Annotated in this window: 24 protein-coding genes; 14 read left to right on the forward strand and 10 right to left on the reverse strand. The window is 45.4% G+C overall.

Annotated features, from left to right (window positions below; translation table 11 throughout):
• Window positions 1-5 precede the first annotated feature (5 nt).
• The 3 genes from FHS56_RS09235 to FHS56_RS09245 all read right to left on the reverse strand — a co-directional run bounded on the left by FHS56_RS09235 (window position 6) and on the right by FHS56_RS09245 (window position 2,338).
• On the reverse strand, window positions 6-1,202 hold the full coding sequence (locus FHS56_RS09235) for a S1C family serine protease (protein ID WP_166919978.1): 1,197 nt from the start codon (window positions 1,200-1,202) through the stop codon (window positions 6-8).
• A gap of 3 nt (window positions 1,203-1,205) precedes the next feature.
• Window positions 1,206-1,775, reverse strand: coding sequence for an RNA polymerase sigma factor (locus FHS56_RS09240; protein WP_166919980.1), 570 nt, complete (start codon window positions 1,773-1,775; stop codon window positions 1,206-1,208).
• A gap of 365 nt (window positions 1,776-2,140) precedes the next feature.
• Window positions 2,141-2,338 (reverse strand): hypothetical protein, encoded by a 198-nt coding sequence (locus tag FHS56_RS09245; RefSeq protein ID WP_166919982.1) that lies wholly within the window; start codon window positions 2,336-2,338, stop codon window positions 2,141-2,143.
• Window positions 2,339-2,442: 104 nt separating this feature from the next.
• Here FHS56_RS09245 and FHS56_RS09250 point away from each other — a divergent pair, with 104 nt between their 5' ends.
• Together FHS56_RS09250 and FHS56_RS09255 are read left to right on the forward strand one after the other, a co-directional pair.
• On the forward strand, window positions 2,443-3,861 hold the full coding sequence (locus tag FHS56_RS09250) for a BatD family protein (protein ID WP_166919984.1): 1,419 nt from the start codon (window positions 2,443-2,445) through the stop codon (window positions 3,859-3,861).
• Between the two features lie 54 nt (window positions 3,862-3,915).
• Window positions 3,916-4,737 (forward strand): SDR family oxidoreductase, encoded by an 822-nt coding sequence (locus tag FHS56_RS09255; protein WP_166919986.1) that lies wholly within the window; start codon window positions 3,916-3,918, stop codon window positions 4,735-4,737.
• On the opposite strand, the gene FHS56_RS09260 is transcribed toward FHS56_RS09255, so the two are convergent.
• Entirely contained in the window at window positions 4,729-5,319 is a 591-nt protein-coding gene (locus tag FHS56_RS09260; protein ID WP_166919988.1) for an RNA polymerase sigma factor, read from the reverse strand. The genes FHS56_RS09255 and FHS56_RS09260 overlap by 9 nt on opposite strands.
• Window positions 5,320-5,522: 203 nt before the next feature.
• The gene (locus FHS56_RS09265) at window positions 5,523-6,419 is read right to left on the reverse strand and encodes a pseudouridine synthase (protein WP_166919990.1); all 897 of its coding nucleotides are present in this window, start codon (window positions 6,417-6,419) and stop codon (window positions 5,523-5,525) included.
• A 183-nt stretch (window positions 6,420-6,602) separates the two neighbouring features.
• Between FHS56_RS09265 and FHS56_RS09270 the strand changes: the two genes are divergently transcribed.
• From FHS56_RS09270 to FHS56_RS09280, 3 genes are read left to right on the forward strand one after another with little or no spacing between them, the layout of a single operon-like run.
• The gene (locus FHS56_RS09270) at window positions 6,603-7,025 is read left to right on the forward strand and encodes a SpoIIAA family protein (RefSeq protein WP_166919992.1); all 423 of its coding nucleotides are present in this window, start codon (window positions 6,603-6,605) and stop codon (window positions 7,023-7,025) included.
• 13 nt (window positions 7,026-7,038) lie between these two features.
• A complete protein-coding gene (locus tag FHS56_RS09275; RefSeq protein ID WP_166919995.1) occupies window positions 7,039-7,449 on the forward strand; it encodes a SpoIIAA family protein in 411 nt (136 codons plus the stop codon).
• Window positions 7,434-8,363, forward strand: coding sequence for a S66 peptidase family protein (locus tag FHS56_RS09280; RefSeq protein ID WP_166919997.1), 930 nt, complete (start codon window positions 7,434-7,436; stop codon window positions 8,361-8,363). Before FHS56_RS09275 ends, FHS56_RS09280 begins: the two co-directional genes overlap by 16 nt.
• On the opposite strand, the gene FHS56_RS09285 is transcribed toward FHS56_RS09280, so the two are convergent.
• Complete coding sequence (locus tag FHS56_RS09285) at window positions 8,343-9,626, reverse strand: glycosyltransferase (protein WP_166919999.1); 1,284 nt, start codon at window positions 9,624-9,626, stop codon at window positions 8,343-8,345. The two genes, FHS56_RS09280 and FHS56_RS09285, sit on opposite strands and share 21 nt — an antisense overlap.
• A gap of 138 nt (window positions 9,627-9,764) precedes the next feature.
• Here FHS56_RS09285 and FHS56_RS09290 point away from each other — a divergent pair, with 138 nt between their 5' ends.
• From FHS56_RS09290 to FHS56_RS09315, 6 genes are all read left to right on the forward strand, one after another.
• On the forward strand, window positions 9,765-10,775 hold the full coding sequence (locus FHS56_RS09290) for a sugar phosphate nucleotidyltransferase (RefSeq protein WP_243844195.1): 1,011 nt from the start codon (window positions 9,765-9,767) through the stop codon (window positions 10,773-10,775).
• A gap of 2 nt (window positions 10,776-10,777) precedes the next feature.
• The gene (locus tag FHS56_RS09295; RefSeq protein ID WP_166920001.1) at window positions 10,778-12,514 is read left to right on the forward strand and encodes a tetratricopeptide repeat protein; all 1,737 of its coding nucleotides are present in this window, start codon (window positions 10,778-10,780) and stop codon (window positions 12,512-12,514) included.
• The gene (locus FHS56_RS09300; RefSeq protein ID WP_166920003.1) at window positions 12,504-13,274 is read left to right on the forward strand and encodes a DUF4292 domain-containing protein; all 771 of its coding nucleotides are present in this window, start codon (window positions 12,504-12,506) and stop codon (window positions 13,272-13,274) included. Before FHS56_RS09295 ends, FHS56_RS09300 begins: the two co-directional genes overlap by 11 nt.
• Window positions 13,275-14,249 carry a 4Fe-4S binding protein gene (locus FHS56_RS09305; RefSeq protein ID WP_166920005.1) on the forward strand — a complete coding sequence of 325 codons (975 nt, stop codon included), beginning with the start codon at window positions 13,275-13,277 and terminating at the stop codon, window positions 14,247-14,249.
• Window positions 14,246-14,746 carry an NADH-quinone oxidoreductase subunit J family protein gene (locus tag FHS56_RS09310; RefSeq protein ID WP_166920007.1) on the forward strand — a complete coding sequence of 167 codons (501 nt, stop codon included), beginning with the start codon at window positions 14,246-14,248 and terminating at the stop codon, window positions 14,744-14,746. Before FHS56_RS09305 ends, FHS56_RS09310 begins: the two co-directional genes overlap by 4 nt.
• 101 nt (window positions 14,747-14,847) lie before the next feature.
• Window positions 14,848-15,597, forward strand: coding sequence for an iron-sulfur cluster repair di-iron protein (locus tag FHS56_RS09315; protein WP_166920009.1), 750 nt, complete (start codon window positions 14,848-14,850; stop codon window positions 15,595-15,597).
• Here FHS56_RS09315 and FHS56_RS09320 read toward each other — a convergent pair.
• Window positions 15,594-16,883: a sensor histidine kinase gene (locus tag FHS56_RS09320; protein WP_243844196.1), complete on the reverse strand. Its 1,290-nt coding sequence runs from the start codon at window positions 16,881-16,883 to the stop codon at window positions 15,594-15,596. The two genes, FHS56_RS09315 and FHS56_RS09320, sit on opposite strands and share 4 nt — an antisense overlap.
• A 113-nt stretch (window positions 16,884-16,996) precedes the next feature.
• On the opposite strand from FHS56_RS09320, the gene hemA reads away from it, so the two are divergent.
• The 3 genes from hemA (at window position 16,997) to FHS56_RS09335 (ending at window position 20,215) form a co-directional block, all read left to right on the forward strand.
• Window positions 16,997-18,259, forward strand: coding sequence for a glutamyl-tRNA reductase (gene hemA / locus FHS56_RS09325; RefSeq protein ID WP_166920011.1), 1,263 nt, complete (start codon window positions 16,997-16,999; stop codon window positions 18,257-18,259).
• Window positions 18,260-18,268: 9 nt separating this feature from the next.
• Complete coding sequence (locus FHS56_RS09330) at window positions 18,269-18,787, forward strand: gamma carbonic anhydrase family protein (protein ID WP_166920013.1); 519 nt, start codon at window positions 18,269-18,271, stop codon at window positions 18,785-18,787.
• Between the two features lie 510 nt (window positions 18,788-19,297).
• The gene (locus tag FHS56_RS09335) at window positions 19,298-20,215 is read left to right on the forward strand and encodes a hypothetical protein (protein WP_166920015.1); all 918 of its coding nucleotides are present in this window, start codon (window positions 19,298-19,300) and stop codon (window positions 20,213-20,215) included.
• 71 nt (window positions 20,216-20,286) lie between these two features.
• Here the strand turns inward: FHS56_RS09335 and FHS56_RS09340 are convergent, their stop codons facing one another.
• From FHS56_RS09340 to FHS56_RS09350, 3 genes are read right to left on the reverse strand one after another with little or no spacing between them, the layout of a single operon-like run.
• Entirely contained in the window at window positions 20,287-22,101 is a 1,815-nt protein-coding gene (locus tag FHS56_RS09340; protein WP_166920017.1) for a TrkH family potassium uptake protein, read from the reverse strand.
• Between the two features lie 22 nt (window positions 22,102-22,123).
• A complete protein-coding gene (locus FHS56_RS09345; RefSeq protein WP_166920019.1) occupies window positions 22,124-23,137 on the reverse strand; it encodes a bifunctional heptose 7-phosphate kinase/heptose 1-phosphate adenyltransferase in 1,014 nt (337 codons plus the stop codon).
• 31 nt (window positions 23,138-23,168) lie between these two features.
• Window positions 23,169-24,383 carry a pyridoxal phosphate-dependent aminotransferase gene (locus FHS56_RS09350; protein ID WP_166920021.1) on the reverse strand — a complete coding sequence of 405 codons (1,215 nt, stop codon included), beginning with the start codon at window positions 24,381-24,383 and terminating at the stop codon, window positions 23,169-23,171.
• Window positions 24,384-24,395 lie beyond the last annotated feature (12 nt).

The following is a 24,395-nucleotide window of genomic DNA, read 5'->3' on the forward strand; positions in this document are numbered from 1 at the left end:
AATAATTATTGCAAGGCAGACTGACTGTAGGTTTTCAATTCAAATATCAACGGACGCAACGCCTTGATTTGAGCCGGGCGTTTGTAGTAACGCAAAGGGGCATACTGTCCGGTAGTCAAACGATGGTGCCCCAGCAAAAAAGAGGAATCGGCTTGTGCTGCCTGCTGCAAAAATTGCCATATGTAAGTACTTTTTACAGCAAATGCAGCCCCTTCGGCTTGGGTGTGCTTGCCGGTAACAATACCCACCAAGCGCCCAGCAGCATCAAACAGGGGACTACCACTATTGCCGGGATTCACCGGAATACTGATTTCATAAGCCAGCGTATCGCCTTCATAACCGGTGTGGGCACTCACAGCCCCCATGCCATAAACCAAGTCTTCGCGTGGATACGCTAAGGTAAAAACTTCTTCCCCAAGGTCTATTTCACCGGGCATAAGACGCAAAACGTTCAAGTTGTAATCTTTTGCCCGAAAAGCAGAGTCTTCTATTTTCAGCAATGCCAAGTCTAAGTGTTTATCGAAATATATCAGAGCAGCATTGAGCTGAAGCGTATCTTCGGAACGATACTGTATCAGTCGCATAGTTCGTGCATCCTCTACGGCATGATAGGTAGTCAGCACATAACCTTCTGGTGAAAACAAGAAAGCTGTAGCGCCGGTGTGGACTTGACGCGTGCCTGTGTAGGCTTCGGCGTCGTCTTCTCTCTGAGCTTTCAGACTCAAAGAGGCATTTTGCTCGCGTATTTTGTCAATGTCGCGCTTAAGGGCTTGATAATAATTTTGTTGTTTTACTTCCAAAGTGTTCACTTTGTAGAAGTTAATAGCAAAGACTGTCACGACGGCTGCTACCGAAGCGGCAATCAGCATGCTAGAGAGGTGGTAGTGCCACACCTTAGGCTTGCGTTTGGCAAGCTGCTTGCTTTGAGAAAAAGCCGCTGGCTCTTGCTTTTCAAGTGGCTGCTTTGGCTTTGCAAAAAATAGGGCTTGGGCTTGCCGAATGTTCTTTCTGAGCCGCTCGGCTTTCCAGTAAGCATCCATACTGCGACGCAGCATGCAGTAATCTTCCCACTCTTTTTGCAAAATCTTGTCCGTTTCGAGAAGCTGCTCAAAGCGGCGTTTTTCCTCTTCGCTTAAGTGCTGCTCGTAATAGTCTTCTATCCATGCTATGCGCTCTTCCCACTTCATATGATTCTGAATCAAGTCTTATGTTTTATGCGTATGGCTTTCTTTAAAGAAATAACGTTTCAAACGCTGCAAACATTTGTATTTTTGCGTTTTGGCATTGTTGGCATTGGTATATCCAAAGGCATCGGCGATTTCCTGCATACTTCGATGCTCGAAGTAATAAGCCTTCAGCAGTTCCTTGCAAGGACTTCCCAGCTCCTCCATGGCGCGATGCATAGCCTGCTGTTGCAGCTCCATCGTCTCCCAGTCCTCACTGTCTTCATCCATCGGGATGAACTCCCGAAAATCCTCCACATCCAAATGCCGCTTGGTGTCGCGCAGATGCTTTAGCCACATGCGGCGGCATATGGAGTATAGATACGTATTCAAAGAAGCCGTCAGCATAAAATGCGGGTTTGATACCTTTTCGCACAACACCACCAAGGCTTCTTGAAAGATATCTTGCGCATCGGCTTCGCTGCCGCTGTTTTGCAATATAAAATGCTCTACACTGTGGTAGCTTGTTTTATACAGCTGCAAGATGGCAGAGGTATCTCCTTTGCGGATTCCTTCCAACAATTGCTCGTCTGTAGAGAATTGAATGGGCATAATGCTTCTTTGTATTGACCGTACTTGGCTTTCGCTCTTCTCGAATATATACATGTATGCCCACTTCTACAAACGTACATTGCCTGTCATCCTGCTCAGTAGAAATACCTTTTTTTTAATAAGGTAACCCATCTGCTGCACAAAAAATGTAAGTATCAGGCATTTTTTCATACCGCGCCAAGCTGAATCAAGAAAAGAAAAGAAAGGTGCAAGCAACTCTATTCCTGTCTCTATGGCTGCAAAAACGAAGGGAGGGGAAGGTATATGCATCAGCCTCCTCTTGTCAGCACAGTCAGAATAAAGAAATGGTGCTAATGCCCCACGCTGCCTAAAAACATTCTTGAAAAATGCCTACCCCCCCGGTCTTATTTCACATACAAAGGTTGTTGAAAGTACTTATCCAACAAGGGCTTGTAAACATCCAAAAAATGTTGATAACACCAATCCCTCAAAGCTGAACGCTCACTCGGATGCAGCAGAGTCAAAGCTTTACGCAATTCTCTTTCAAACAAAGTGGCATCGAAACTCACTTTTTGCAGAATGGTCTTCATGTACTCCAACATAACTTTCAAGAATTTAGCATTAACTTAGGCGTAGTCTTGGGGCATAGGCACATTCTTTTTTCCAATATTAAAAAAATCTTTTGTTAAACGCAAGAGACAAAACAATGAATAATGCAAAAAAAACAATATATAGTACAATTATTGTTTTTCTCTTTCACTTGCTGCTTGTACCTGCCGGCAAAGCTCAGCAGGTGAAAATCAGCATAGGCGATACCCTCATTCATTTATATGAGCCTTTTTCTGTCTCGGTCAGCATTTCGAATGAAGAGTTTCGCACGCTAAGTGCTTTTCCGGATTACCCTCGATTCCAAAAAGGTGAGCGATTTACCGAAAGCACCACTGAAAACACCAACGAGGGCGTTATTGTGAAGCACAGCATCACACAGTATTACTACCCACAGAAAGAAGGCACTTGGCGCTTACCGGCACGTTCCATGCAGGTCAACGATACCATCGTAAAGCTTCCCCCTTTGACTATAAAAGTTTTGCCCTCGCCTGAAGGGAAAAGCCCGCCTGAATGGCAAGACCCCTTCATAAGTCGTGAGGAAGAAGGAAAGCTCCCGTCACAGGATATTTATTTGCTGCTTTTTGTCAATAAAGATACCGTGTACATAGGCGAAGAGTTTCACCTGCGACTTTCATTGTTGGTGAGTAAACAACTACGAGCAACCTACGAATTCCCGGACATAGGCAAGCAGATGCTGCGCTTATCCAAAGCACTCAGCCCAATGCAGTGCTGGATTGAAGATTTCACTATTCGTCAGCTCTATGCCCAAGAGGTATTGTTTCAGGGGAGAAAATACGACAGCTATATCTTGTTTGCTGCATCCTTTTTTCCATTCCAAACCGGCGATATATCGATTCCAGCCCCTTACGTTGAAGTACGAAAGGCAGGAAGCAGTGACAGCTTGCCATTCCGTTTGTATGCCGAATCTGCCCATATACATGTGAAAGCACTACCGCCCCATCCCTTGGCATCCAAAGTGCCAGTCGGTAATTTTTATCTAAACGAAAAGCTATCGACTCCTAATACGCTTACAGGGAAGGTAGTAGAGTATAGCCTTGCCATTGTGGGTTATGGCAACATAGCCAGTGTTCCTCCGCCTATTGTGCAAGCACCGGCAAGCTTGGAAGTATATGAGCATGGCAGCCTACAAAACATCAAACGAGCCGGCACTTCGGTTTTTGGAACCCAATTGTTTCGCTATCGTTTAGTGGCACGCAATCCGGGCAAATACCCACTGGGGGAATATATGCTATTTGTGTATTTCAACCCTATGGAAGGGCGCTACGACACTCTTCGCCCGCAAAGTGTATTGGAAGCCATAGGGGCACCGCTGCCTGATGACCGTAAGAAACAAATCAGAGAAGCGTATCAAAATTATCGCCCCGAAGCCCCGTGGATGCACCATCTGCACCTGCCCACCTGGTTTTGGGTACACCGCCACTTTTTTTTGTACGGGATGGTAAGTGTAGCAACTCTATGTTTGCTTGTGTTTTTATTTCAAAAAAGACGTCCTTGAAGTTTATTGTGCTATTTTTGCCTATCACAGAGAGCAAAGCGAAACCGAAAGTCTATGGATAATCAAAGTACAAAGCCTGTAGTCATTGTTACGGGGGCTTCTTCGGGCATAGGCAAAGCCTGCGCCGAGCGCTTCGGAAAAGCAGGCATGCGCGTTGCTATTACCGGCAGAAATGCCGAGCGCTTAGAGGCTACGGCACAGGAGCTTCGTCAACAAGGGATTGAATGCCTGGCAGTGCCTTGCGATGCCGCTAAGAAAGAAGAAAATGAACGGATGGTGCAACGTGTTGTAGAGGAATGGGGACAGATTGACATCCTCATCAACAATGCAGGGATTTCCATGCGGGCACTATTCGAGGAACTGGACCTCTCTGTGATTGAGCAGGTCATGCAAATCAACTTTTTCGGGACGGTCTATGCTACCAAATATGCCCTGCCTTATATCATAGAACGACAGGGCAGCATTGTGGGCATATCGTCTATTGCAGGTTACCGGGGCTTACCCGCCCGCACCGGCTACTCGGCATCTAAGTTTGCCATGAACGGTTTTTTGGAAGCCTTGCGCACGGAGCTACTCAAAAAAAAGGTGCATGTACTGACAGCATGTCCGGGCTTCACTGCTTCAAACATTCGCAATACAGCGCTTGCTAAGGACGGACGCCCGCAGGGTGAGTCGCCTCGCGACGAGAAGAAACTGATGAGTGCCGAAGAAGTGGCAGAAGCTATTTTCAAAGCAGTCAAAAAACGAAAAAATACACTTGTCTTGACCAGCCAAGGCAAGCTCACCGTGTTTTTAAACAAGTGGCTGCCGTCTAAAATAATGGACAAACTGGTTTACAACAACTTAGCCAAAGAAAAAGACTCCCCTTTACGTTAGGTCTATTTGATTTTTGTCTATCTGCTTGCGCAGGTTTATCAACGCATAGCGCATACGCCCCAAAGCGGTGTTGATGCTTACGTTGGTAGCTTGCGCTATCTCTTGAAAACTCATGTTTTGAAAATGCCGCATTTTGACAACCTCTTGCTGTGCCGGAGGCAAAGTTTCTATGAGGGCATGCAGCTTGCGCGTTTTCTCTTCTTTGATTTTCTGCTCTTCTATCGACTCTTCATAAAAAGCCAAGTCATTTTCAAAGTCCTCGTTTTCCTCAATGGGTCCGCTGGGGTAGCGTTTATTCTTACGAAAATGGTCAATGGCAAGGTTATAGGCAATGCGCGATACCCACGCTACAAATTTGCCCTCTTCTTGGTACTTTCCCTTGCGCAGGGTCATGAGGGCTTTGATGAAGGTCTCTTGCAAGATATCCTCGGCAAGCGATTCATCTTTCACGACATTGGTGATGGCAGCCATCAAACGGTCGCGATGGCGAGCTATCAAAAGCTCGAAAGTCAGTGCTTCGTTTTGGCTGCTAATGTCTTTTAGTTGCTCTTTGTCTAAATACGGAGAAACAATGGTTATCATGGCTCAAATCAGTTGAAAGTGTCTGTTGTGCCATGAATAAGACAAAATCAATTCCATTTTTTGCCTGAAAGCCGAAAAGCCCAATAAAGAGGTGTTTTAGAGCATTTTTTTCTAATATTATACCAAAAGCAGTGTGTTGTATAAAACAAAAAACTGCCCGCAAGCGGACAGCCCGTGTTCAAAAATGAACACCTTGAACACTTCTATCCCTTCATCATGTATTTCAATTGAATTACCTCCTCTTTGGTAAGAAAACGCCATTTGCCCCGAGGTAGGTCTTTCTTGGACAAACCAGCATAAAGCGTGCGGTCCAGATGCTTTACTTCATAACCAAGCTGCTCGAATAGGCGCCTGACTACCCGGTTCCATCCGATGTGCAATGCTAAACCTACCACATGAGGTTTAATCAAAGCTATATCATCGACTTCTGCCACTCCCTCTTCCAAGCGCACTCCTTTCTTGATGGCTTCGAGGTGTTCAGGCGCCAGAGGCTTGTCGAGGGTTACTTCATAGACCTTACTGACCCTGTGGGAAGGATGCGCCAACTTTTTGGCTAAATCACCATCGTTGGTCAACAACAGCAAGCCGGTGGTGTTGCGGTCGAGGCGCCCCACGGGATAGACACGCTGCTCGCAAGCGCCACGAATCAAGTCCATGATGGTGCGCCGCCCTCGCGGGTCTTTGGTCGTAGTAATACAATTTTTGGGTTTATTCAGCAATATATAAACAAAAGGTTCTGGCAAAATGCGCTGCTCATCTACTTGCACCAAGTCGTTACGCTTTACTTTCAAACCCAGCTCTGTTACTACTTTGCCATTTACCTTGACACGCCCCGCAACAATGAGCTTATCTGCCTCACGGCGAGAACAAATACCCGAACGAGCAATGTATTGATTAAGGCGCAACACCTGCGGATGCTCTGCTTCTTTTCCTAATTTCTCTTTTACACTTACACTTTTCTTGAAGTCTTTGCCTCTTTTGAAAAACGGTTTTTGCTGCTCTTGCGTGGCTTCCGGTCGTTTGTGCTTGTTGCCAAACTTATTTGCGTTTTGATTCTCTTTTGAGGTCCTTCTTCTCGACGGTCCTTTTTCTCTGTTCATACGAATGCTTTGGTTTGCTAAAAATAAATTCTGCAAAGTTATTAAAAATCTACTGCATTTCAGATAGAAATAAACATTAAGTGTTGCACGAAAGAAAGAAAAAATTGGAAAAACTTATTATTCTTTCTATTTTTATCCTTGCCCTTAAAAAAATGCAAGCCTTATTTAAAAAGTTGCCTTTCTATGGTACAAGATGAAGTACTCTACAATGCTGATTTTGCACAAGTCATCTACTACCCCGATACTGACATTTTACGCTTAAACCTCATTGGCAATATCATGAAAGAAGACTATCAAACAGCATGGAATGTGCTACTTGATTGCTACTTGGAAAAACAGCCTAAAAAGGTGTTGATAGACCAACGTCCCATGAGTAAAGCCAGCCTTGAATCACGTGCGTGGTTTGTAGTGAAGTGGCTGCCTAAGTTCAAAAAAAAGGTAAATCAAAAAATCAGGGTAGCGGTGGTGCTTTCCAAAAGTATTGCTATGAAAATAGGCGGTCAGTTTTTAGTAGATGCAGCTACCAAAGACGTGCCCAACTTAGAAATTAAAACTTCCCAAAACGAAGAAGATGCTCTTTCATGGCTGCACCAAATAGCAAATTAAAATCCAAAATACGATGAGTGCCGAAATTTTGTTAAACAGCGATGTGGCGCGCATAGAGTACTTGCCGCAGGATTCTTTTTTGAAGCTTACTCTTATTGGCAACCTCGACAAAGAAGACTATCAGTCCACATGGAATTTTCTCTTGGACTGTATTACAGAAAAGCAACCCAAAAAAATCTTGGTAGACCAGCGCCCCATGACCAAAGCAAGCATAGAGTCACGCGCTTGGCTGTTGGTCAAGTGGTTACCCAAGTTCAAAAGCAAAGTGACCCACCCCACTAAGGTAGCCGTGCTCTTTTCTAAGAGCCTTGCTGTGAAAATCGGGGGTGAGTTTTTAGTGAATGCCGCTTCTAAAGAAGTAGAAACGGCACAATTGCAAGTGTTTCAAGACGAAAACGAGGCTATTCATTGGCTGCAAGAGTAGGCAAAGGCATTGTGGTACCGCCCCCGGTATCGCCCAACCACAGCATTGCTCTTTGGGCGCCGGCTTTTGCCCCACCAAAGGCTGCTGATTACCAACAAGCCGCCGCAAAATGGTGCCAACAATACGGATGGCAATGCCTGCTTCCTACAGCAAGTCCTACGCATCATGCCTTTGCGGGCACTCCTCATGAGCGACTTGAGCAGCTACAAAACATTTTAAACCGTTCCAACGTCGGTGCCATATGGGCAATAAGAGGGGGGTATGGCAGCTATCAACTGCTGCCCGATTTCCCAATAGAACAGTGGCGGAAAAAGCGACCTTGGCTTATTGGCTTTAGCGACATCACCGCCTTGCAGCTGTATCTTCTGAAGCAAGGAATTGCTTCTTTACATGCCCCCATGCCTGCTGTTTTAGCCCAAACTCAAGCCACTTCACTTCGCTATTTGGCTATGTTTCTGCAAGGCAAGGTACCTGTATATCGCACCGAAGCGCACCCATTACAGCAAGAGGGAGAAGTAAAGGGAAGCTTGATAGGCGGTAACTTGGCAGTGCTTTGCAGCCTCATAGGCACCCCTTTTATGCCTGATTTGCGTAACCAAATACTCTTTATAGAAGAAGTAGGGGAACATAGCTATGCCATCGACCGCCTGTTGCATCAACTGCACTATGCATTTCCTCTCAACCACCTGCGTGGCTTGATTGTAGGCAGTATGAGCCGCTCGCCCGATGGCGAAACGCAAGAATATATTTACAGACGGATTGCCGAAATCGTGCGGCAAAAAGCACCCGGTCTGCCTTTCTGCTTAGGTTTTCCCGTAGGACATGAGCCACACAACTACCCCATGTTGCAAGGTGGTATGGTGAGACTTAGCATAGAAGCACATTCCTGTACCTTATCTTTTCTGCCGCAATAACTCTTCATAAAGGCGGCTGTACTGCTGGGCAACCACCGCTTCGCTATAGTGTGTTTCTACCCACTGCCGGGCAGACAAGCGCAGCGTATTTGCTTTTTCGAGCAAAAAAAGAATACCTTCCACACAAGCCTGCGGCGACAGGTCGCGCATCAAGAAACCATTTTGCCCGTGTGCTATCATTTCGGGAATTCCCCCCACAGGGGTAGCCAGTACAGGCGTGCCACTTGCCATTGCTTCCATGATGGTATTGGGCAAATTGTCTTGGCGTGAAGTGAGCACATAAGCGTCTGCCGCTGCATATAAGCGGTTTAGTTCTTTGGGGTCGAGAAAGCTTCCCAAATGACGATGCTCTATTAAGTCAAAAGACATACATTCCGCTGCTTTGCCAAAAGTGCAAAATAAAATCTTGCTTGCCATTGCAGGATACTGTTTTTCCAGAAGCCGCAGCGCTTCCAGCAGAATATCCATCCCTTTGCGCCTGTCTTTCAGCGAAGCAGCTCCACAAAGTAAAACGAAACGACCGGGCGGCAGTTGCCATGCACTCTTTGCCTGCTCTTGAGGTAGATATTGAAACTGATTCGTATCTAAAGGATTGGGGATGTGGTGTATAGCGGCAGTATCTAACAGCCCGGAAGCACGGGCACAGTCTGCCAGCCAGCGGCTGCATCCTACCCAGCAAACCAGAGGAGAGAATTGTTGCCAAAACTGCGCTTTCCTCTGCCGGTGGCTACAAACTACCGGGTGAAACGCTGTTTTTATCTTAGGACATCGGGCACATGATTGCTCATAGGCATTGCAGTCGCCACTGTAGTGGCAGCCGCCGGTGAATGTCCACATATCATGCATGGTTACTACCATCGGCTTCTGCCACATGCCTATATAACGCAAAGACCGCATAGACAAAAAGGCATCATTTATCCAATGTAAGTGAATGATATCAGCTTCTTGCAGTAAGGGGTGACGGTGCAAGCCAATTCCCCAAGGTGCCAGAGAAAACTGAAACCAGTCCTCTCGGTTTCGCAAAAGCAAGCGCATACTCATCTCTTCCACTCCAAAACGCAGCCACCATTGCTTTTGTCTCCAAACAGAAGACACGCAGCTATACACCCCTTCTTCAGGGGAATGCGGTGCAGGCTCGGCATGCAAAAAATTCACCTCCAACGAGGTATGTTTGCGTAAAGCATGCCACAAACGCCCTGCTGCAATAGCTGCCCCACCTTTTTGAAAATAGGTACTCAATATCAGAACCCTTATGTTTTTCAAGGCATTGTCGTTTACACAATTTGCAAAACTAAACAACAAAGCTATTTTGCCTATTACTTGCATTATTTTTGAGGCGACAGGATTTACCTACGCTTAAACAACACAATTAAAATTAAACACCCAAAACTCTATATACCTATGTTACGGTTAATTGTTCCTATGGCAGGCATGGGCAAACGCATGCGCCCCCATACGCTCACTGTTCCTAAGCCACTCATTCCCATTGCTGGGAAACCTATTGTCCAGCGTTTAGTGGAAGACATTGCCAAGACATGCCCCGAACCCATCGCCGAAGTAGCATTCATCATCAAAGAGGATTTCGGAAAAGAAGTAGAAGATGCCCTAAAAAAGGTGGCTGAAAGCATCCAAGCAGAAGCTAAAATCTACTATCAACCCGAAGCATTGGGCACAGCGCATGCCATTTTATGCGCTGCCGATAGCCTATTGGATAAAACCATCATTGCTTTTGCCGACACACTCTTCAAGGCAAACTTCACCATAGACACCAACCAAGACGGAATCATTTGGGTGCAAGAGGTCGAAGACCCTCGCCCCTTTGGCGTGGTGAAACTCGACGAACAAGGCTATATCACCGAGTTCATCGAAAAGCCTGAGACGCCCATTTCCAAACTGGCAATTATTGGCATTTATTATATCAAAGATGGCGCCAATTTGAAAAAAGAACTTCAATACCTCATAGACAACGATATCAAAGAAAAAGGAGAGTACCAACTGACCAATGCCCTTGAAAATATGAAGCAAAAGGGGCTACGATTCACCACAGGACAGGTAAATGAGTGGTTGGACTGCGGCAACAAAGATGCTACGGTATATACCAACCAACGATACTTGGAATTCATCAAAGATGAACCCTTGATAGATAAGAGTGCCGTCATAGAAGAAGCCGTGATTATTCCGCCGGTATATATAGGCGAAGGCGCTGTGGTTCGTCGTGCAGTAGTAGGTCCCCACGTGTCGATAGGGGCACACAGCCGCATAGAAAACGCCGTCATGAAAAACGGCATCGTGCAAACCAATACCCACATCAATGGGTTGATTGCCGATAATTTTATGATTGGCAATTTTGTTGTATATTCATCTACCCCAGAAGACCTCAGTATTGGCGATTACAACCAAATCAAAAAATAGTTATGGCAGTGCTTCGAAGTGCCCTTTTCTTGTTTATGTGTGTATTGCTGGTGCCAGTACCAAGCCAAGCACAAAAAAAGCGAAAAGATAAAAAAAACAGTGACGCCCGAAACGAGCAGGTTTTGCTGGCAGAAGCAGAGCTTATCGAAGGCATGCGTTACTACATACAAGACAACTACGAGAGGGCACTTCAGCAAATCCTGAAAGGCATACGCATCAACCCCCAAAGCAGTGGTTTGTACTATCAAGCCGCTGTTACCCTTTCCAAAATGGATAAAAACGAGGAAGCACTCGTCTATGTAGAAAAGGCATTGAGCTTAGACAGTCAAAATCCCTATTACTACATTTTAAAAGCACATTTGCAAAGTGCTCTTTTCCGCTACAAAGAAGCCGCACAAACTTACGAGACATTGCTTGCGCATTTCCCCTCATACAGTTACTATGCCCTTGACCTGGGACTACTCTACGAAGAGCAACTCAACAACCCTGAAAAAGCGCTGGCAGCTTACCGCAAACTGTTGGAAGAAATAGGCGAAACCAACGAAGTGCTTACCCGCATGCAGCGCCTCTATCTCCGACAAGGCGAGTATGTCGAAGCCTTCCGCATCGCTTTGCGCCGCCTCGACCAAAGGGGCAGCGACCTTTCACCTTATCTACCTTTTATTGAGCTCATTGAAAATGCTCCTCTCCCACAAGTAGAAAGCTTGAACCGTGCAATCGCAAATGACCCTATGCTGAAAACACACCCCGCATCACAACTTGTGTGGGCATTGGGCTTATATAGGCTCGAACAAAAAAAGGATAGCCAGCGCCTTCTTCAAAATGTCATCGAGCATCCTTCTATAAATAATGCACTGCGTGAAGTGGCAGTACTCGGTTATGTGCGTCTCTTTAAAAATGAAGCAGACCTTGGTTTCCTCATGAAGTATCTTGCAGAGCTTTGTCGCAAGAATCCTTACAATACCGACCTGCTCAACCAATATGGCATTGTATTGCAAAAACGCTACCGTTATGCGGAGGCTGCGCAGGTTTTTTTGCAAAGTTTGGAAACCCAACAGTCCCAGATAGAAATATGGTTGCGCCTGTTTGACTGCTTAGAGAAAGCAGGTCAATATCAGCTGTTTTACACCAAAACACAAGAAGGCATCGAGTTGTATCCTTTTCAAGGCATCATTTGGATGCATCATGCCACTGCCTGCCTGTATGGGCAGCGAACCGCAGAAGCTGTCAAAGCCATTGAGCGGGCTCGCCAGCTGATAAGCGACAACCAAGACTTTCTTTTGCCTGAAATAGAAAGGATAGAAGCGCTCATACAAGCACAAGAGGGCAAGATAGGCGATGCCATAGAAAAAATGGAAAAACTCCTACGCAAACAAGGTGAATCGCCACAGCTGCTGTATGATTACTGCCTACTGCTGGCAAGCCACAAACAAAAACTCGACTACGCTCGTAGCCTCTCGGAAAAATTACTTAAACTTGCAGACAGCAGCCCATTTGCGCAGTATGCCCATGGACGGGTACTTTACAGCCTGCGGCTATACACAGAAGCTTTGCCTTACCTGAAACAAGCAGCAGAACAGTTATCTACCGCCTATACTTTAGAAAGCTATGGCGATGTGTTGTTCAGGTTAGGCAAAACCGAAGAAGCCGTAGAGCTATGGCAAAAGGCTTTGAAGCTGTCTGAGACACCTGAAAGATTAAAGAAAAAAATAGACGAAAAGAGATTGTATGAAGATTAACCACGTAGCTGCTTTTTACCTTCTGATGCTTTGCTCTTTTTTGCTTTTACCCGCTTGTAAAAAACGTAACTTCCCCAAAGCAGACTTGCGCGACAGCTTGCTGCTGTCAACAACTGATTTTAAGTTTTTAAGCGCCAGAGCAAATTTGGACTTCTCGCTTTCATCGCAAAACGCCAAAGCCAAAACTGCCATACGCATGCAGAAAGACTCGTTGATGTGGCTTTCTATTGGCAGTTCCATGGGCATAGAAGTACTAAGAGTACAGGCAACCCCCGAATCCATTGCGGTCATCAATCGCGACCAGCAAACTTATCAGGAATTCAGCTTTCAGGAACTGAGCAATAGGTTCAGCTTTCCGCTTTCTTTCAATTTGTTGCAAAACTTGCTGATTGGCGATATGCCTGTCAAACAGTTTTCCAAAAATCAAAGCATGCTCAACAACGACGAGCACATCATCCGCCAACAAGTCAATGATATCGAAATACAAAACTACGTGAGTGCAGCCACCGGCAAACTCAACCGTCTGATAATCAAAGACACTCGCAGTGGCAGCCTTATGGATATTGTTTATCAAGACTACACTTTGGTAGATGGCGTTTTGTTTCCCTACCACATCAAAGCGCAGCTGCACTACCAAAACAAAGAAAACGCTGAAAAACAGACCCTAAAAGCGGAAGTGGAATATCAGAAAATAGAACTAAGTAGAGAACCCTTGCGTTTCCCTTTTAAGGTGCCCAGCACTTACCAAAAGACCAACTAAATGTTTTGGCAGACGACTCTCTCCACCCTGAAGAGCCTGTATAAGGGCATACAACTTACCCTGCAGCATCTGTTTCAAGCAAGAGTGCGCCGTCCAGCTTTGCCTGTTTGGCATCCAGACTATTTCCGATATGCCCATGGGCGCGTTACCCTGCAATACCCACATGAGCAAATACCTGTTCCGGACAACGGACGCTACCGCCTCCATAATGAAATAGATGACTGCATCGTATGCGACAAGTGCGCCAAAATATGCCCTGTAGACTGTATTGAAATAGAAGCCATCAAGTCGCCAGTGCCCATAGGCACCACCAGCGACGGCACAGTGAAACGCCTATATGCAGCCAAGTTCAACATAGATATGGCAAAATGCTGTTACTGCGGGCTGTGCACTACCGTTTGCCCTACCGAGTGCCTCACCATGAGCAAAACCTTTGATTATACCGAAGCCGATGTTTATGACTTGCTTTATTTGTTTGGCAATTTAAGCAAAGAAGAAATAGCCGAGAAGCAGGCACTCTGGGTACAATATCAAGCCGAAAAGGAAGCACAACCCCAAACACAAAATAATACAAACAGCCGTCAATCTGTCAATGCAAATCCCGTTTTTAAACCCAAACCCCAAAAAACAGCTACTACCTCACCTAAGAGCTCCGAAGAAACGGAAGAAAAGCCATCTCCCAAGCCGGTATTTAAACCTAAAATGAAGCCCCAGACAAGCCAAGAAAACACAAGCAAAGCAGTCATCAAACCCAAGCTAAAAGCGCCAGTAAAGCCAACAGAAGAAACAGAAACCGAAGAAAAAAATGCAGCGAAACCGGTCATCAAGCCTAAAATAAAACCGATAAAACCCATTAGTCCAGAGGACAAACCCGCTGACTCAAGAGAAGAAACAACGCCACAAACAAGCGAAGAGAAGAAAGCAAAGCCCGTCATCAAGCCTAAAATCCCTCCCAAAAAAAATCCTGACGCATGATGAACGAATGGTTGTCATATCTCTTTGGCGCTGTGGTTGCAGGGGCTGCCGTTTATGCTGCCCTCAGTAAGCACTTGGTGCGCATTGTTTTTGCTCTTCTGGCTTGCTTGCTGGGCGTGGCTGCCTTGTATGTCCTTCTGATGGCTGAGCTCATTGCAGTGGCGCAGCTCATTGTGTATATCGGCGGTGTGCTCGTGGTACTTCTTTTTGCAGTGCTTCTGACCCAACGTCAAGATGCAGAAAAGACGCCCCATATACACAACAGAAATCCCTTCTTGGGCAGCATTTTAAGCATTGCACTCTTGGGCTTGCTTCTGTATGGCATTTCTTCGCTACCTTCCTTGCCATCAACCACTGCCTACCCTTCGCTCTATGAACTGAGCGCCCAATTGATGAGCAAACACCTATTGGCATTCGAGATTGCCGGTTTGCTGCTTACCGTAGCACTCATAGGCGCCCTTTATTGGATAAAAAAAGCCACTACTTTGCCTGAATAGGACTAAGTGCCTCATTTCCTTGAAACAATGCAAGTGGTATTTTCATACTTTTTGTTAAATTAGCTTTTGCTTTCTTCATCCTTCTCATGTAAAACAGAATCATGCTGCTGCATATAACCATAGAACAACTGGTGCGAAGCAACTACGTTTATGCCATGGCATTGCGCCATCTGGGCATTCGTTTTTTTGAGCATCCGCACACTACCGTAGCAGAGTTGTGCCAGCGTCATTCATGGAATGAACAACACATTTCTTCCTTCTTCTTGGATTATCACAAGCTATTCCGAGAGCTGTCGATACAGGAGGCTAAATCGTGCAGTATTGAGTTTTTGCTGGATTATCTGCGCCACGCACACCGTCTTTTTGTTCGCGAACGGCTGCCTTTTATGGCAGAACTTATCGAAGCGCTGCCGGTTTTACCTTCCTACAAAGACTTGATAGAAGATTTAAAAGTGCTTTTTCCTCTCTTTACCGAAGAATTTGTTTTGCACATTCACGAAGAAGAAGACCACTTTTTTTATTACATCGATTTGCTGCTGCAAGCCAAGGCGTCTTCGGGGCTTTCCCCAGAATTGGTTTTAAAAATGCAGCAAACCCATGTAGGCAGCTTTGCCATTGACCATGATAGTCACGACGATGAAATGCGGGGTATTCGCCGCCTGACCCATAACTACCACATTCCTGATAAAGCCCCCACTGACCTTGTAGTGGTTTTGTCGGCGCTTGCCGACTTTGACCGGGAACTACATCTGCATGCACGACTTGAAAATGAAGTGCTCTTTCCCAAAGCCTTGCGCTTAGAGCAAGAGATTAAACGGCGATATCTGCCCCTCATCTTCTCTTCCAACTAATCCTTTTCACTTAAAGAATTACCTTTTTCCAAAGATTCCAACACTTTGCGTAAAGGATTCTTCTTATTCACAAGTTCGTATGATTCTACCCCTTCGGTTTGCTGGTTGGGCAAGATGATACGAAACTTGGTTCCTTTGTCTATTTCGGAAGCCTTCACAAAAATACGCCCCTTATGGTAGTTCTCTACAATACGCTTGGCTAAGGTGAGTCCCAAGCCCCAACCTCTTTTTTTAGTTGTATAGCCCGGCGCAAATATCTTCTTGAATTTCGATTTTGGAATTCCCTTGCCCGTGTCGGTTACATCTATGATGGTCTTTTTATGGTTGGCAGTTACTTTTAGCTTAATTTCTATCTTTCCTGCCCCGTTCATGGCATCGACTGCGTTTTTGCAGAGGTTTTCAATCACCCACTGAAACAGATGCCGGTTCATCAATACTCTTGTGCCTTGCAAGGTATAGTTAACCACCTCCATTTCTATCTTAGGCGAGATGCGCGGGCGCAGGTAATCAACGATTTCTTTTACTACCTCGTAAGGGTCTTCGGGTTTAAAGGTGGGTTTAGAACCAATATTCGAAAAACGCTCGGTAGTGATTTGCAAACGCTTGATGTCTTTCTCAAGCTCACCCAATACCTCATGATTCTTAAATTGTTCGTCATGCTTCAAAAGCTCTATCCAAGCCATGAGCGAAGAGATGGGGGTACCCAATTGATGGGCAGTTTCTTTTGCCAAACCTACCCATATTCGGTTTTGCTCTGCCTTGCGCGAGTAGGAAAATGCCAAATAGGTCAAAAAACCAAAAATGGCAATCACACTCAACTGAGCATAAGGATACCAGCGCAATTGGTAAATCAAATCGGAATTGCGGTAGTAAATTTTATTATGTGTAGGTGCCCCCACCTCATATTCCACGATGATAGGCGGGTGTTCCTGCTTCATGATTTCCAGCTCTCGCTGCAAAATACGCTCTTTTCGCTCCGGCGAAACTCCCGGCGGTATATCTATGTTCTTGTAGGTGATGATATTTTCCTCATGGTCAGTAAGAATGACCGGAATATGCTGGTTCGATTTAATGATTTCATCAAAAATGAAAGTAAGCGGTTCGTTGTTTTCGGGGTCTAAGGTGAAACGCAAAGCAGAAGCATAAAGCTCTATTTGCTCCTTTTCTCGCTCTACCAGTTTTTTTACGAGTGTATCGGTATAATACAGCGATACACCTCCTATCAAAAGGGCTATGACAAAAACCAATACCTTAAACTCCGACTTATGTTTATAGATATCCATCATGGAGGCAGTCAATTCACTTATTTAGAATCTTTCTAAATTTCAACTTACTGACTATAATCATTTAGCTCATTGTGAATTAAACGCTAATTTTGCAATAATCAAAACTTGAAAAAATGCTATACGGTTTCAAAGCACTAACACTTACTTACCACACAGCCCCCGTAGAAGTGCGTGAGCGTTATGCATTCAACGAGGCAGAAGCCAAGCAGTTGTTGCAGATGCTCCATGAACAAGGCTTGCAAGAAGCCATGGTGCTTTCTACTTGTAACCGTACAGAAATATACTACTCTTCGGACAAACCACAAGAAGCCCTGCTGTTCTATGCCTTGGGCATGTTGAAAAACTACCCCATAGAGCAAGATAAACAGTATTTTTCACATATCAGCGACCAAAAAGAGGCGGTGCGCCATCTTTTTGAAGTAGCGCTGGGCTTGGATTCGCAAGTACTGGGCGACTTGCAAATCATCAATCAGGTAAAGAAAGCCTATCAATGGGCTGCCGACCTCAACATGGCAGGTCCGTTTTTACACCGTCTGATGCATACTATCTTTTTTGTCAATAAAAAAGTAGTACAACAAACCGCTTTCCATGACGGTGCTGCCTCTACTTCCTACGCTGCTGTGGAAATTGCCGATGAAATCAGTACTGCCATTCACGAGCCGGTTATATTGGTGGTAGGTGTAGGTGAAATAGGTGCCGATGTGTGTCGCAACCTCGTAGGCAGACCGATAGGAGAGGTCATCATCACCAACCGCACCTACGAAAAAGCACTTGAATTGGCAAAAGAAACCGGTTTTCGTGCCGAACCCTTTGAAAAGCTGGACGAATGTCTGCAGAAAGCTGACATCATCATTTCATCAGTAGGCATGTCACAGCCTTTGTTCAGCAAAGAGCGCGTAGCTGCCCTTTCGCCATTTGCCTCTTTCAAATACTTTATAGACCTTGCCATTCCACGCAGTGTAGCCAAAGAAGTGGAAGACTTACCGGGCATGGTGGTGTATAATGTAGATGACATCAGCCGGCGCGTACAAGAATCCATTGAAGCCCGCAAAAGCGCCATTCCGCAAGTGCGTGCGCTCATGGAAGAAGGCTTGGCTGAATTTGAGGATTGGTCTAAGGAAATGGAAGTGTCGCCTACCATCAAAAAACTGAAAAATGCGCTGGAGGAAATTCGGCAGAAAGAAATAGCCAAGTATCTCAAGCACCTCGACGAAAAAGAAAGAGAGGTGATAGAGCAAGTAACCAAAAGCATGATTCAGAAAATCATACAGCTACCGGTGCTTCAGTTGAAAGCTGCTTGTAAACGAGGGGAAGCAGAAACGCTGGTTGATGTGTTGAACGACCTGTTCAACCTCGAAAAACAAACAGTGAAATAATTTGATCTTATGGCGCTCATCATGGATGTACGCGGGCACTCGCCTCAATGGGGCAAAGATTGCTTCATAGCTCCGAATGCTACCATCGTAGGCGATGTGGTGCTTGGCAATCATTGCAGTGTGTGGTTCAATGCCGTGATACGGGGCGATGTCAACAGCATACGTATTGGCGACTATTGCAACATACAAGATGGCGCCGTTATCCATTGCACTTACGAGCGCACCCAAACCATCATAGGCAACCGGGTATCCATAGGGCACAATGCCATTGTTCATGGATGCACCATTCATGACAATGTGCTCATTGGTATGGGCGCTATCATCATGGACGGAGCCGTCATTCACAGCAACGCCATCATAGGGGCTGGAGCTGTAGTACTCTCGGGCGCCGTAGTAGAAGCCGGTACCATATGGGCAGGTAACCCGGCACGCTTCATCAAAGCTGCCGGAGACAAAGCAGCCGAAATCAGTCGAATAGCCAATAACTACCCTCTATACGCTTCCTGGTTCAAAGACAATAACTTATAAACAACCTATTGCGTCGCCTCGACGACTTGTTTTACTACCCACAAGCTGTTTTCTTTTTAAGTGTGCTACTCAAAGAAAAATGCTCTTTCAACACAATACTGCTAACAGCTGCCATATCGAAGAGGCGAAATCTCAATCCCTCAAGTGGCAAAAACTCAAAGAAGTTGCTCGCTCATTCTCGAAATGACAAAAAGAAAGCTCCGAGCGACAAAATCCCACCTTCCGTCAGATTGTATACCCTTTTTTCACTGCACCGCGTCTTTTACTACCTCCAAACATTTCTTTGCTACACACATTCTCATCAAAAAACAACAATAGAGAAGCCTTTCTAAGAAAAAATCGCTCTACTCAATGTCATCCTAAATAAAAAGCTTGAGATTTTTATACATTTTTTTCTTTTTTACAAGCTTTCTTTATACATTTGTATTGAGTAAAAGGCTATAAATCAGCAGTTTTAGTTTCATTAAAATAGACTTTTCCTCAAAAAGTTACAATAAAAAGAAATCATTTATGGATGCATTGCAAATACACTTTGTTTACGGCGCAGCTTTATTGGCTGTGGTGATAGTCATGAGTTTGTGGATTATGTGGCTAAACTTGAAAAACAAGAGCCTTGCCGAGCACAACAGAGAGCTTTATGAACGCATCCTTCAGCGCCTCGAGATGATTACCAACAATTCCGATTATGCACTCATCATTCGCCAGAACAACCAGCTGCGCAAGCAATTCGAAGATTTGAGAGAAGTATTTGTAGAATATGTTGTGCGAAATTTGCAAAACCAAAGCGGGCAAATCTGGCAAACTACTGTTGATACTCCGCAATCAAAACAAAAAGTAACCTCACCAACAGCCATGCCAAGCGAACCGCAAACGGTTACACCACAAGCAACCATTTCCCGTAAAGCACGAGCTTTTGAAGCCATCGTTCAAGACGAGCCCGAAGAAAGCTTCATAGAAGAACTTCTTATCCAAGAAGCATTGCACCTTATTCAAAAGAAAACGAACACGGAACAAATGCTGCCTGCCACAGCCGTGGCAAGCACAGAAAACACAGCAGCACAAACTCAAGAGCGTCCGGCAGAAAAAGAAGCCTATCAAGAATTAAGCGACATGAAAGCCGTAGAGCAACTCATCTTAAAAAAGTTGTATGTCGAGGCGCTCGATGCCATAAACCAAACATTACCACAAACAGAAGAGCCTACCGAAAAAGCTGTTTTACTCATTGAAAAACTCATTATACAGAAGGCACTTCGTCTTAACTCCGAAAAGACCGAGGGAGAAATAGACCGGCTTATACGCCTTAAATTCAGTTTACAATTTGATTTCAGCAAGCTAGAGCAACATGTAGAAAACGAGATGGAACAAGTGCCCTACATAGAACGGCGCCTGATTCAAATGAAAATGCAGCTGCTTTCTATGAAACGCTAATTGCTTCTAAATTCATTCAATTCACGTCAAGCGCTTCTACGGAAAAGCGCTTTTTTTCTTACAGTGAGCAATTATCCAACCATCACATATTCTGTAGGATAGCCATAGTTGGTACTAATCACCTTGGTACTCAAAGCCAGTGCCAGCGTGAGTGTACCTACCCGACCTAAATACATGGACAGGATGATGATACACTTGCCTGCAGCAGAAAGTTTAGCAGTAATACCCAAACTAAGCCCCACAGTGGCAAAAGCAGACACCTGTTCAAATATCAGCGACAAGATGGGCAGCGTGGGGTCGGTGATACTTAAAAAGAAAATAGCCAGAAAGTTGTAAACGACCGCTACAATAAAAACTGTATAGGCTTTGGATATCACCTCCGGTGCAATGCGACGCCGCCCCAGCTCCAAATCTTTTTTACCTCGTATGCTGTCTATCATAGCAAAAAACAAGACTGTAATGGTGGTTGTTTTGATACCCCCCCCCGTGGATGCCGGCGAAGCCCCAATAAACATTAAACCTATAAACATCAAAACAGTGGGCACTTGCATCTGGCTCAAATCGACGGTGTTAAAGCCAGCGGTACGTGTGGTTACCGACTGAAAAAAAGAGGTTATAAGTGCCTCCATAGTGTTCATGTTGCGCAACAAGGCTTGACGTTCAAGCAGGTAAAAAACGATAGTACCCGTAAGCAGCAAAAACAAAGTGGTATAAACCACTATTTTGGTACTTATGCGCCAGTCTTTCCAAGGCTTTTCCAAACGTTCTCGCAGACGTCTAATCGAAAAGTCATTCCACGTGCCGAAGCCAATCCCCCCTAAAATAATGATGCATGCAACCACCAAATGAAGCATGTATGCCGAACGTACTTCTTCTTCATAAAGACCGTTGGAAAAAAGACTGAAGCCAGCATTGCAAAAAGCAGACACAGCGTGAAAAACAGAGTAAAAAATCTTTTGCCCAGTGCTTTCAAAAGAAACTTGGCTACCCCAAGCCCAAAAAATAAACAAAGCCCCCAAGCCTTCGAACAAAAAAGTAAACGTAAAGATTTGGCGCAACAAGATGACGCTGCTTTTCAAGTTTTCAGTACTCAAAATATCCTGAAGCAATGACTGATGGCGTATCTCCACACGGTCTTGGGCAAACAACACAAAAAAAGTGGCGAAGGTAACAATGCCGATACCTCCCAATTGCATCAATACCAGGATAACCATTTGCCCTTTTAGAGTGAAATAGGTAGCGGTATCCACTACAATAAGTCCGGTTACGCAGGTAGCACTGGTCGCTGTAAACAAAGCGTCAAGAAAAGGCATGCTTCCGGTGCCTTGCGTAAAGGTAGGCAACATCAGCAGACCCGTACCGATGGCTATCAGCAGCAAAAAACTCAACAAAAAGAGGATAGAGGGCTTGACATTGAAACGGGAAAGAAGGCGAGCACTACGCCCTATTTCCAAAAAGAGCCACAAAAGCAAGTAAGAAGACAACACAAGCTCATAAAAAGCACGGGGGCTCTCCCATTCTAAGAAAATTGCCAGTTCGGACAACAGCTTTTTTTGCAGTACTACACTCAGCAGAACATTAACGAGCAAAAACACAACCAGCAAGGATTCGTACCAATGCCTCCAAATAAAACGGCGCCAGTCCTCTGAATAAATCAGCTTGGCAACATAGAGCACTATAAAAAGTGCAAAGACAATATCGAAGAACGCAAAGACTAGTTCTTTTTCTATTTCACTCAAATAAAAACCATAAGCAATCACCAAAAGCACAATAGCCAACAAAGCATTGACTATAGAGAGTGCACGGATAACTAACGTGGCATCGGCAGCGGTTTCGTAAACAAAGGAACGAAAGCGCTCTACCGCCTCTTTACTCCACCGTTTCATCTTAAAAAAGCATTTGTTCGTATCATGGCGAAAACTCCACTTCCTCCCACACGGTCAGTTGCCGGCTTGCCTCTTCCATAAAACGCAGGCGCGGCACGGGCACCACACCCGGATATTCACACACAAGCCCGCCAGCTAAGTTTGCCAGTGCTGCCGTAGGGTAGGGCGCCAAGCCCAATGCCAAACAAAGCGAAGCTACAGCAATGACTGTATCACCAGCACCCGAGACATCGGCAATACTGCGCACATGAGCTGGCACATGCCATTCTCCTTCATTCGATTGCCAGTATATGCCTTTTTCCGAAAGGGTGGTCATCAAATGGGGAACTTGCAGACGTTGCCGCAGTAGTTTTACTGTTTCTTTAAATGCTTCCGACAGAGGTTCTATCTCTGCCGCCATTGCCTCTTTCAGCTCTTTGAGATTGGGTTTAAATAAATCTACCCCACGATAAGCAAAGAAATTGCGCTTTTTGGGGTCCACGCTTACTTTCACTCCTCTCTTGTGAGCTTCGGCAATCAGCCATTCTATCAGAGGAGGGGTTATGCACCCCTTGTCGTAATCTTCAAATATCACTACATCGACCTGAGTGAGCAAAGGGGCTATATGCTGGCGAAATTGCTCATTCTGCACCTCATTCAAAGGACGGTCCTCTTCAGTATCGACCCGCAAAAGTTGTTGACTGCCTGCCAAAATGCGATGCTTGATGGTTGTAGGGCGGTCATCTACTTGCATCAAACCGCTTGTATCCAATCCCTCGCTTTGCATCAAGCTTACAAAGCGCTCGGCTTCGGTATCGTTACCCAATATACCACACAGCATAGGCACTGCTCCTAGTGCCTTCACATTCAGTGCCACATTGGCAGCTCCACCCAAACGCCACTCTCTTTTTTTTACATTCACCACAGGCACGGGTGCTTCGGGCGAAATGCGCGTTGCCTGCCCCCACAAGTACGAGTCTATCATCACATCGCCCACAATGAGCACACGCATGCCTTGGAAACGCTCAAATAATGCCTCTACTTTCTGTTTATTCATACTACTTGCCACGCCTCCTTTCTTGCCTCATTTACTGAAGCAGTGCCAGCTTTTCTTTGATTCGTTTCAAAGCTTCGGTAAGGGCTTCGTCAGAAGCAGCGAAAGAAATACGGATACAGTTGGGGGCACCGAAAGCGTCGCCGGCAACCAGTGCTACATGGGCTTCATTGAGCAAATACATGCACAGGTCATGCGCATTGGCAATCGTTTTTCCTTGGTAAGATTTACCGAAATAACTGCTCACGTCGGGAAATATATAAAAAGCCCCTTGTGGTACATAAGTGCCCACGCCGGGAATGTCTTTCAATAAATTCAAAACCAAATCGCGCCGCCGTTGAAATGCCTGCCTCATAGCATGGATAGGGGCACGGTCGCCTGTAATAGCCGCATGGGCAGCTTTTTGGGCTATGGAACAGGTGGCAGAAGTGAACTGCCCTTGCAGTTTGATACATGCCTTGGCTATAGGTGCGGGGGCATGCAGATAACCCACCCTCCAGCCGGTCATGGCAAAGCCTTTGGAAAAGCCGTTGACTGTTACTACACGCTCGTGCATGTCTTCAAACGCACCTATGCTGAAATACTCACCCGTAAAGTTGATGTATTCATAAATTTCATCGGAAATTACAATGACGTTGGGGTAGTCTTGCAATACATCGGCAAAAGCACGCAATTCTTCTTTGGAATAAACTGTGCCGGTAGGGTTGGAAGGCGAAGAATATAAAACCACTTTGGTTTTATTGTTCAGAGCAGCCCGCAGCTGTCCAGGGCTTACTTTAAATTGATTGTTAATATCGCCATGCAAAAATACCGGTTTGCCCTCTGCCAGCTCAATCATAGCAAGGTAGCTCACCCAATAGGGGGAAAAGACGACCACTTCATCGCCGGGGTTTACCAAGCACAAAATGGCATTCATCAGAGCTTGCTTGGCGCCGGTCGTTACCACTACTTGCTCTGCTTTTGCGGGTAGGCTGTTTTCTTTACGCAGCTTTTCAGCGATAGCCTCGCGCAACTCCAAATAAGCAGGCACAGGCGTATAGAAGGAAAAGTTATCGTCTATTGCCTTTTTAGCAGCTTCTTTGATATGGTCGGGGGTATAAAAATCGGGTTCTCCCAAGCTCAATTTAATGACTTCAATGCCTTGGCGCTCCAATTCACGCGCTTTGGCAGCCATTTCCAATGTGGCAGACTCGGAGAGGCATGCTACACGCTCAGCAATTTGTATTTTATCCGAAGAAAGCGTACTCATAAACCAGTCTGT

Origin of the sequence: Thermonema lapsum, assembly GCF_011761635.1 — a bacterium.
In the GTDB taxonomy this organism is placed as follows: domain Bacteria; phylum Bacteroidota; class Bacteroidia; order Cytophagales; family Thermonemataceae; genus Thermonema; species Thermonema lapsum.

Coding starts and splice junctions, on each gene's coding strand:
- FHS56_RS09310 (WP_166920007.1), top strand. CDS start 14,246: ATGATGAACGAATGGTTGTCATATCTCTTTGGCGCTGTGGTTGCAGGG.
- FHS56_RS09340 (WP_166920017.1), bottom strand. CDS start 22,101: ATGAAACGGTGGAGTAAAGAGGCGGTAGAGCGCTTTCGTTCCTTTGTT.
- FHS56_RS09260 (WP_166919988.1), bottom strand. CDS start 5,319: ATGATAACCATTGTTTCTCCGTATTTAGACAAAGAGCAACTAAAAGAC.
- hemA (WP_166920011.1), top strand. CDS start 16,997: ATGCTATACGGTTTCAAAGCACTAACACTTACTTACCACACAGCCCCC.
- FHS56_RS09245 (WP_166919982.1), bottom strand. CDS start 2,338: ATGTTGGAGTACATGAAGACCATTCTGCAAAAAGTGAGTTTCGATGCC.
- FHS56_RS09265 (WP_166919990.1), bottom strand. CDS start 6,419: ATGAACAGAGAAAAAGGACCGTCGAGAAGAAGGACCTCAAAAGAGAAT.
- FHS56_RS09295 (WP_166920001.1), top strand. CDS start 10,778: ATGGCAGTGCTTCGAAGTGCCCTTTTCTTGTTTATGTGTGTATTGCTG.
- FHS56_RS09300 (WP_166920003.1), top strand. CDS start 12,504: ATGAAGATTAACCACGTAGCTGCTTTTTACCTTCTGATGCTTTGCTCT.
- FHS56_RS09255 (WP_166919986.1), top strand. CDS start 3,916: ATGGATAATCAAAGTACAAAGCCTGTAGTCATTGTTACGGGGGCTTCT.
- FHS56_RS09305 (WP_166920005.1), top strand. CDS start 13,275: ATGTTTTGGCAGACGACTCTCTCCACCCTGAAGAGCCTGTATAAGGGC.
- FHS56_RS09350 (WP_166920021.1), bottom strand. CDS start 24,383: ATGAGTACGCTTTCTTCGGATAAAATACAAATTGCTGAGCGTGTAGCA.
- FHS56_RS09275 (WP_166919995.1), top strand. CDS start 7,039: ATGAGTGCCGAAATTTTGTTAAACAGCGATGTGGCGCGCATAGAGTAC.
- FHS56_RS09270 (WP_166919992.1), top strand. CDS start 6,603: ATGGTACAAGATGAAGTACTCTACAATGCTGATTTTGCACAAGTCATC.
- FHS56_RS09250 (WP_166919984.1), top strand. CDS start 2,443: ATGAATAATGCAAAAAAAACAATATATAGTACAATTATTGTTTTTCTC.
- FHS56_RS09330 (WP_166920013.1), top strand. CDS start 18,269: ATGGCGCTCATCATGGATGTACGCGGGCACTCGCCTCAATGGGGCAAA.
- FHS56_RS09290 (WP_243844195.1), top strand. CDS start 9,765: ATGTTACGGTTAATTGTTCCTATGGCAGGCATGGGCAAACGCATGCGC.
- FHS56_RS09345 (WP_166920019.1), bottom strand. CDS start 23,137: ATGAATAAACAGAAAGTAGAGGCATTATTTGAGCGTTTCCAAGGCATG.
- FHS56_RS09315 (WP_166920009.1), top strand. CDS start 14,848: ATGCTGCTGCATATAACCATAGAACAACTGGTGCGAAGCAACTACGTT.
- FHS56_RS09240 (WP_166919980.1), bottom strand. CDS start 1,775: ATGCCCATTCAATTCTCTACAGACGAGCAATTGTTGGAAGGAATCCGC.
- FHS56_RS09335 (WP_166920015.1), top strand. CDS start 19,298: ATGGATGCATTGCAAATACACTTTGTTTACGGCGCAGCTTTATTGGCT.
- FHS56_RS09320 (WP_243844196.1), bottom strand. CDS start 16,883: ATGATGGATATCTATAAACATAAGTCGGAGTTTAAGGTATTGGTTTTT.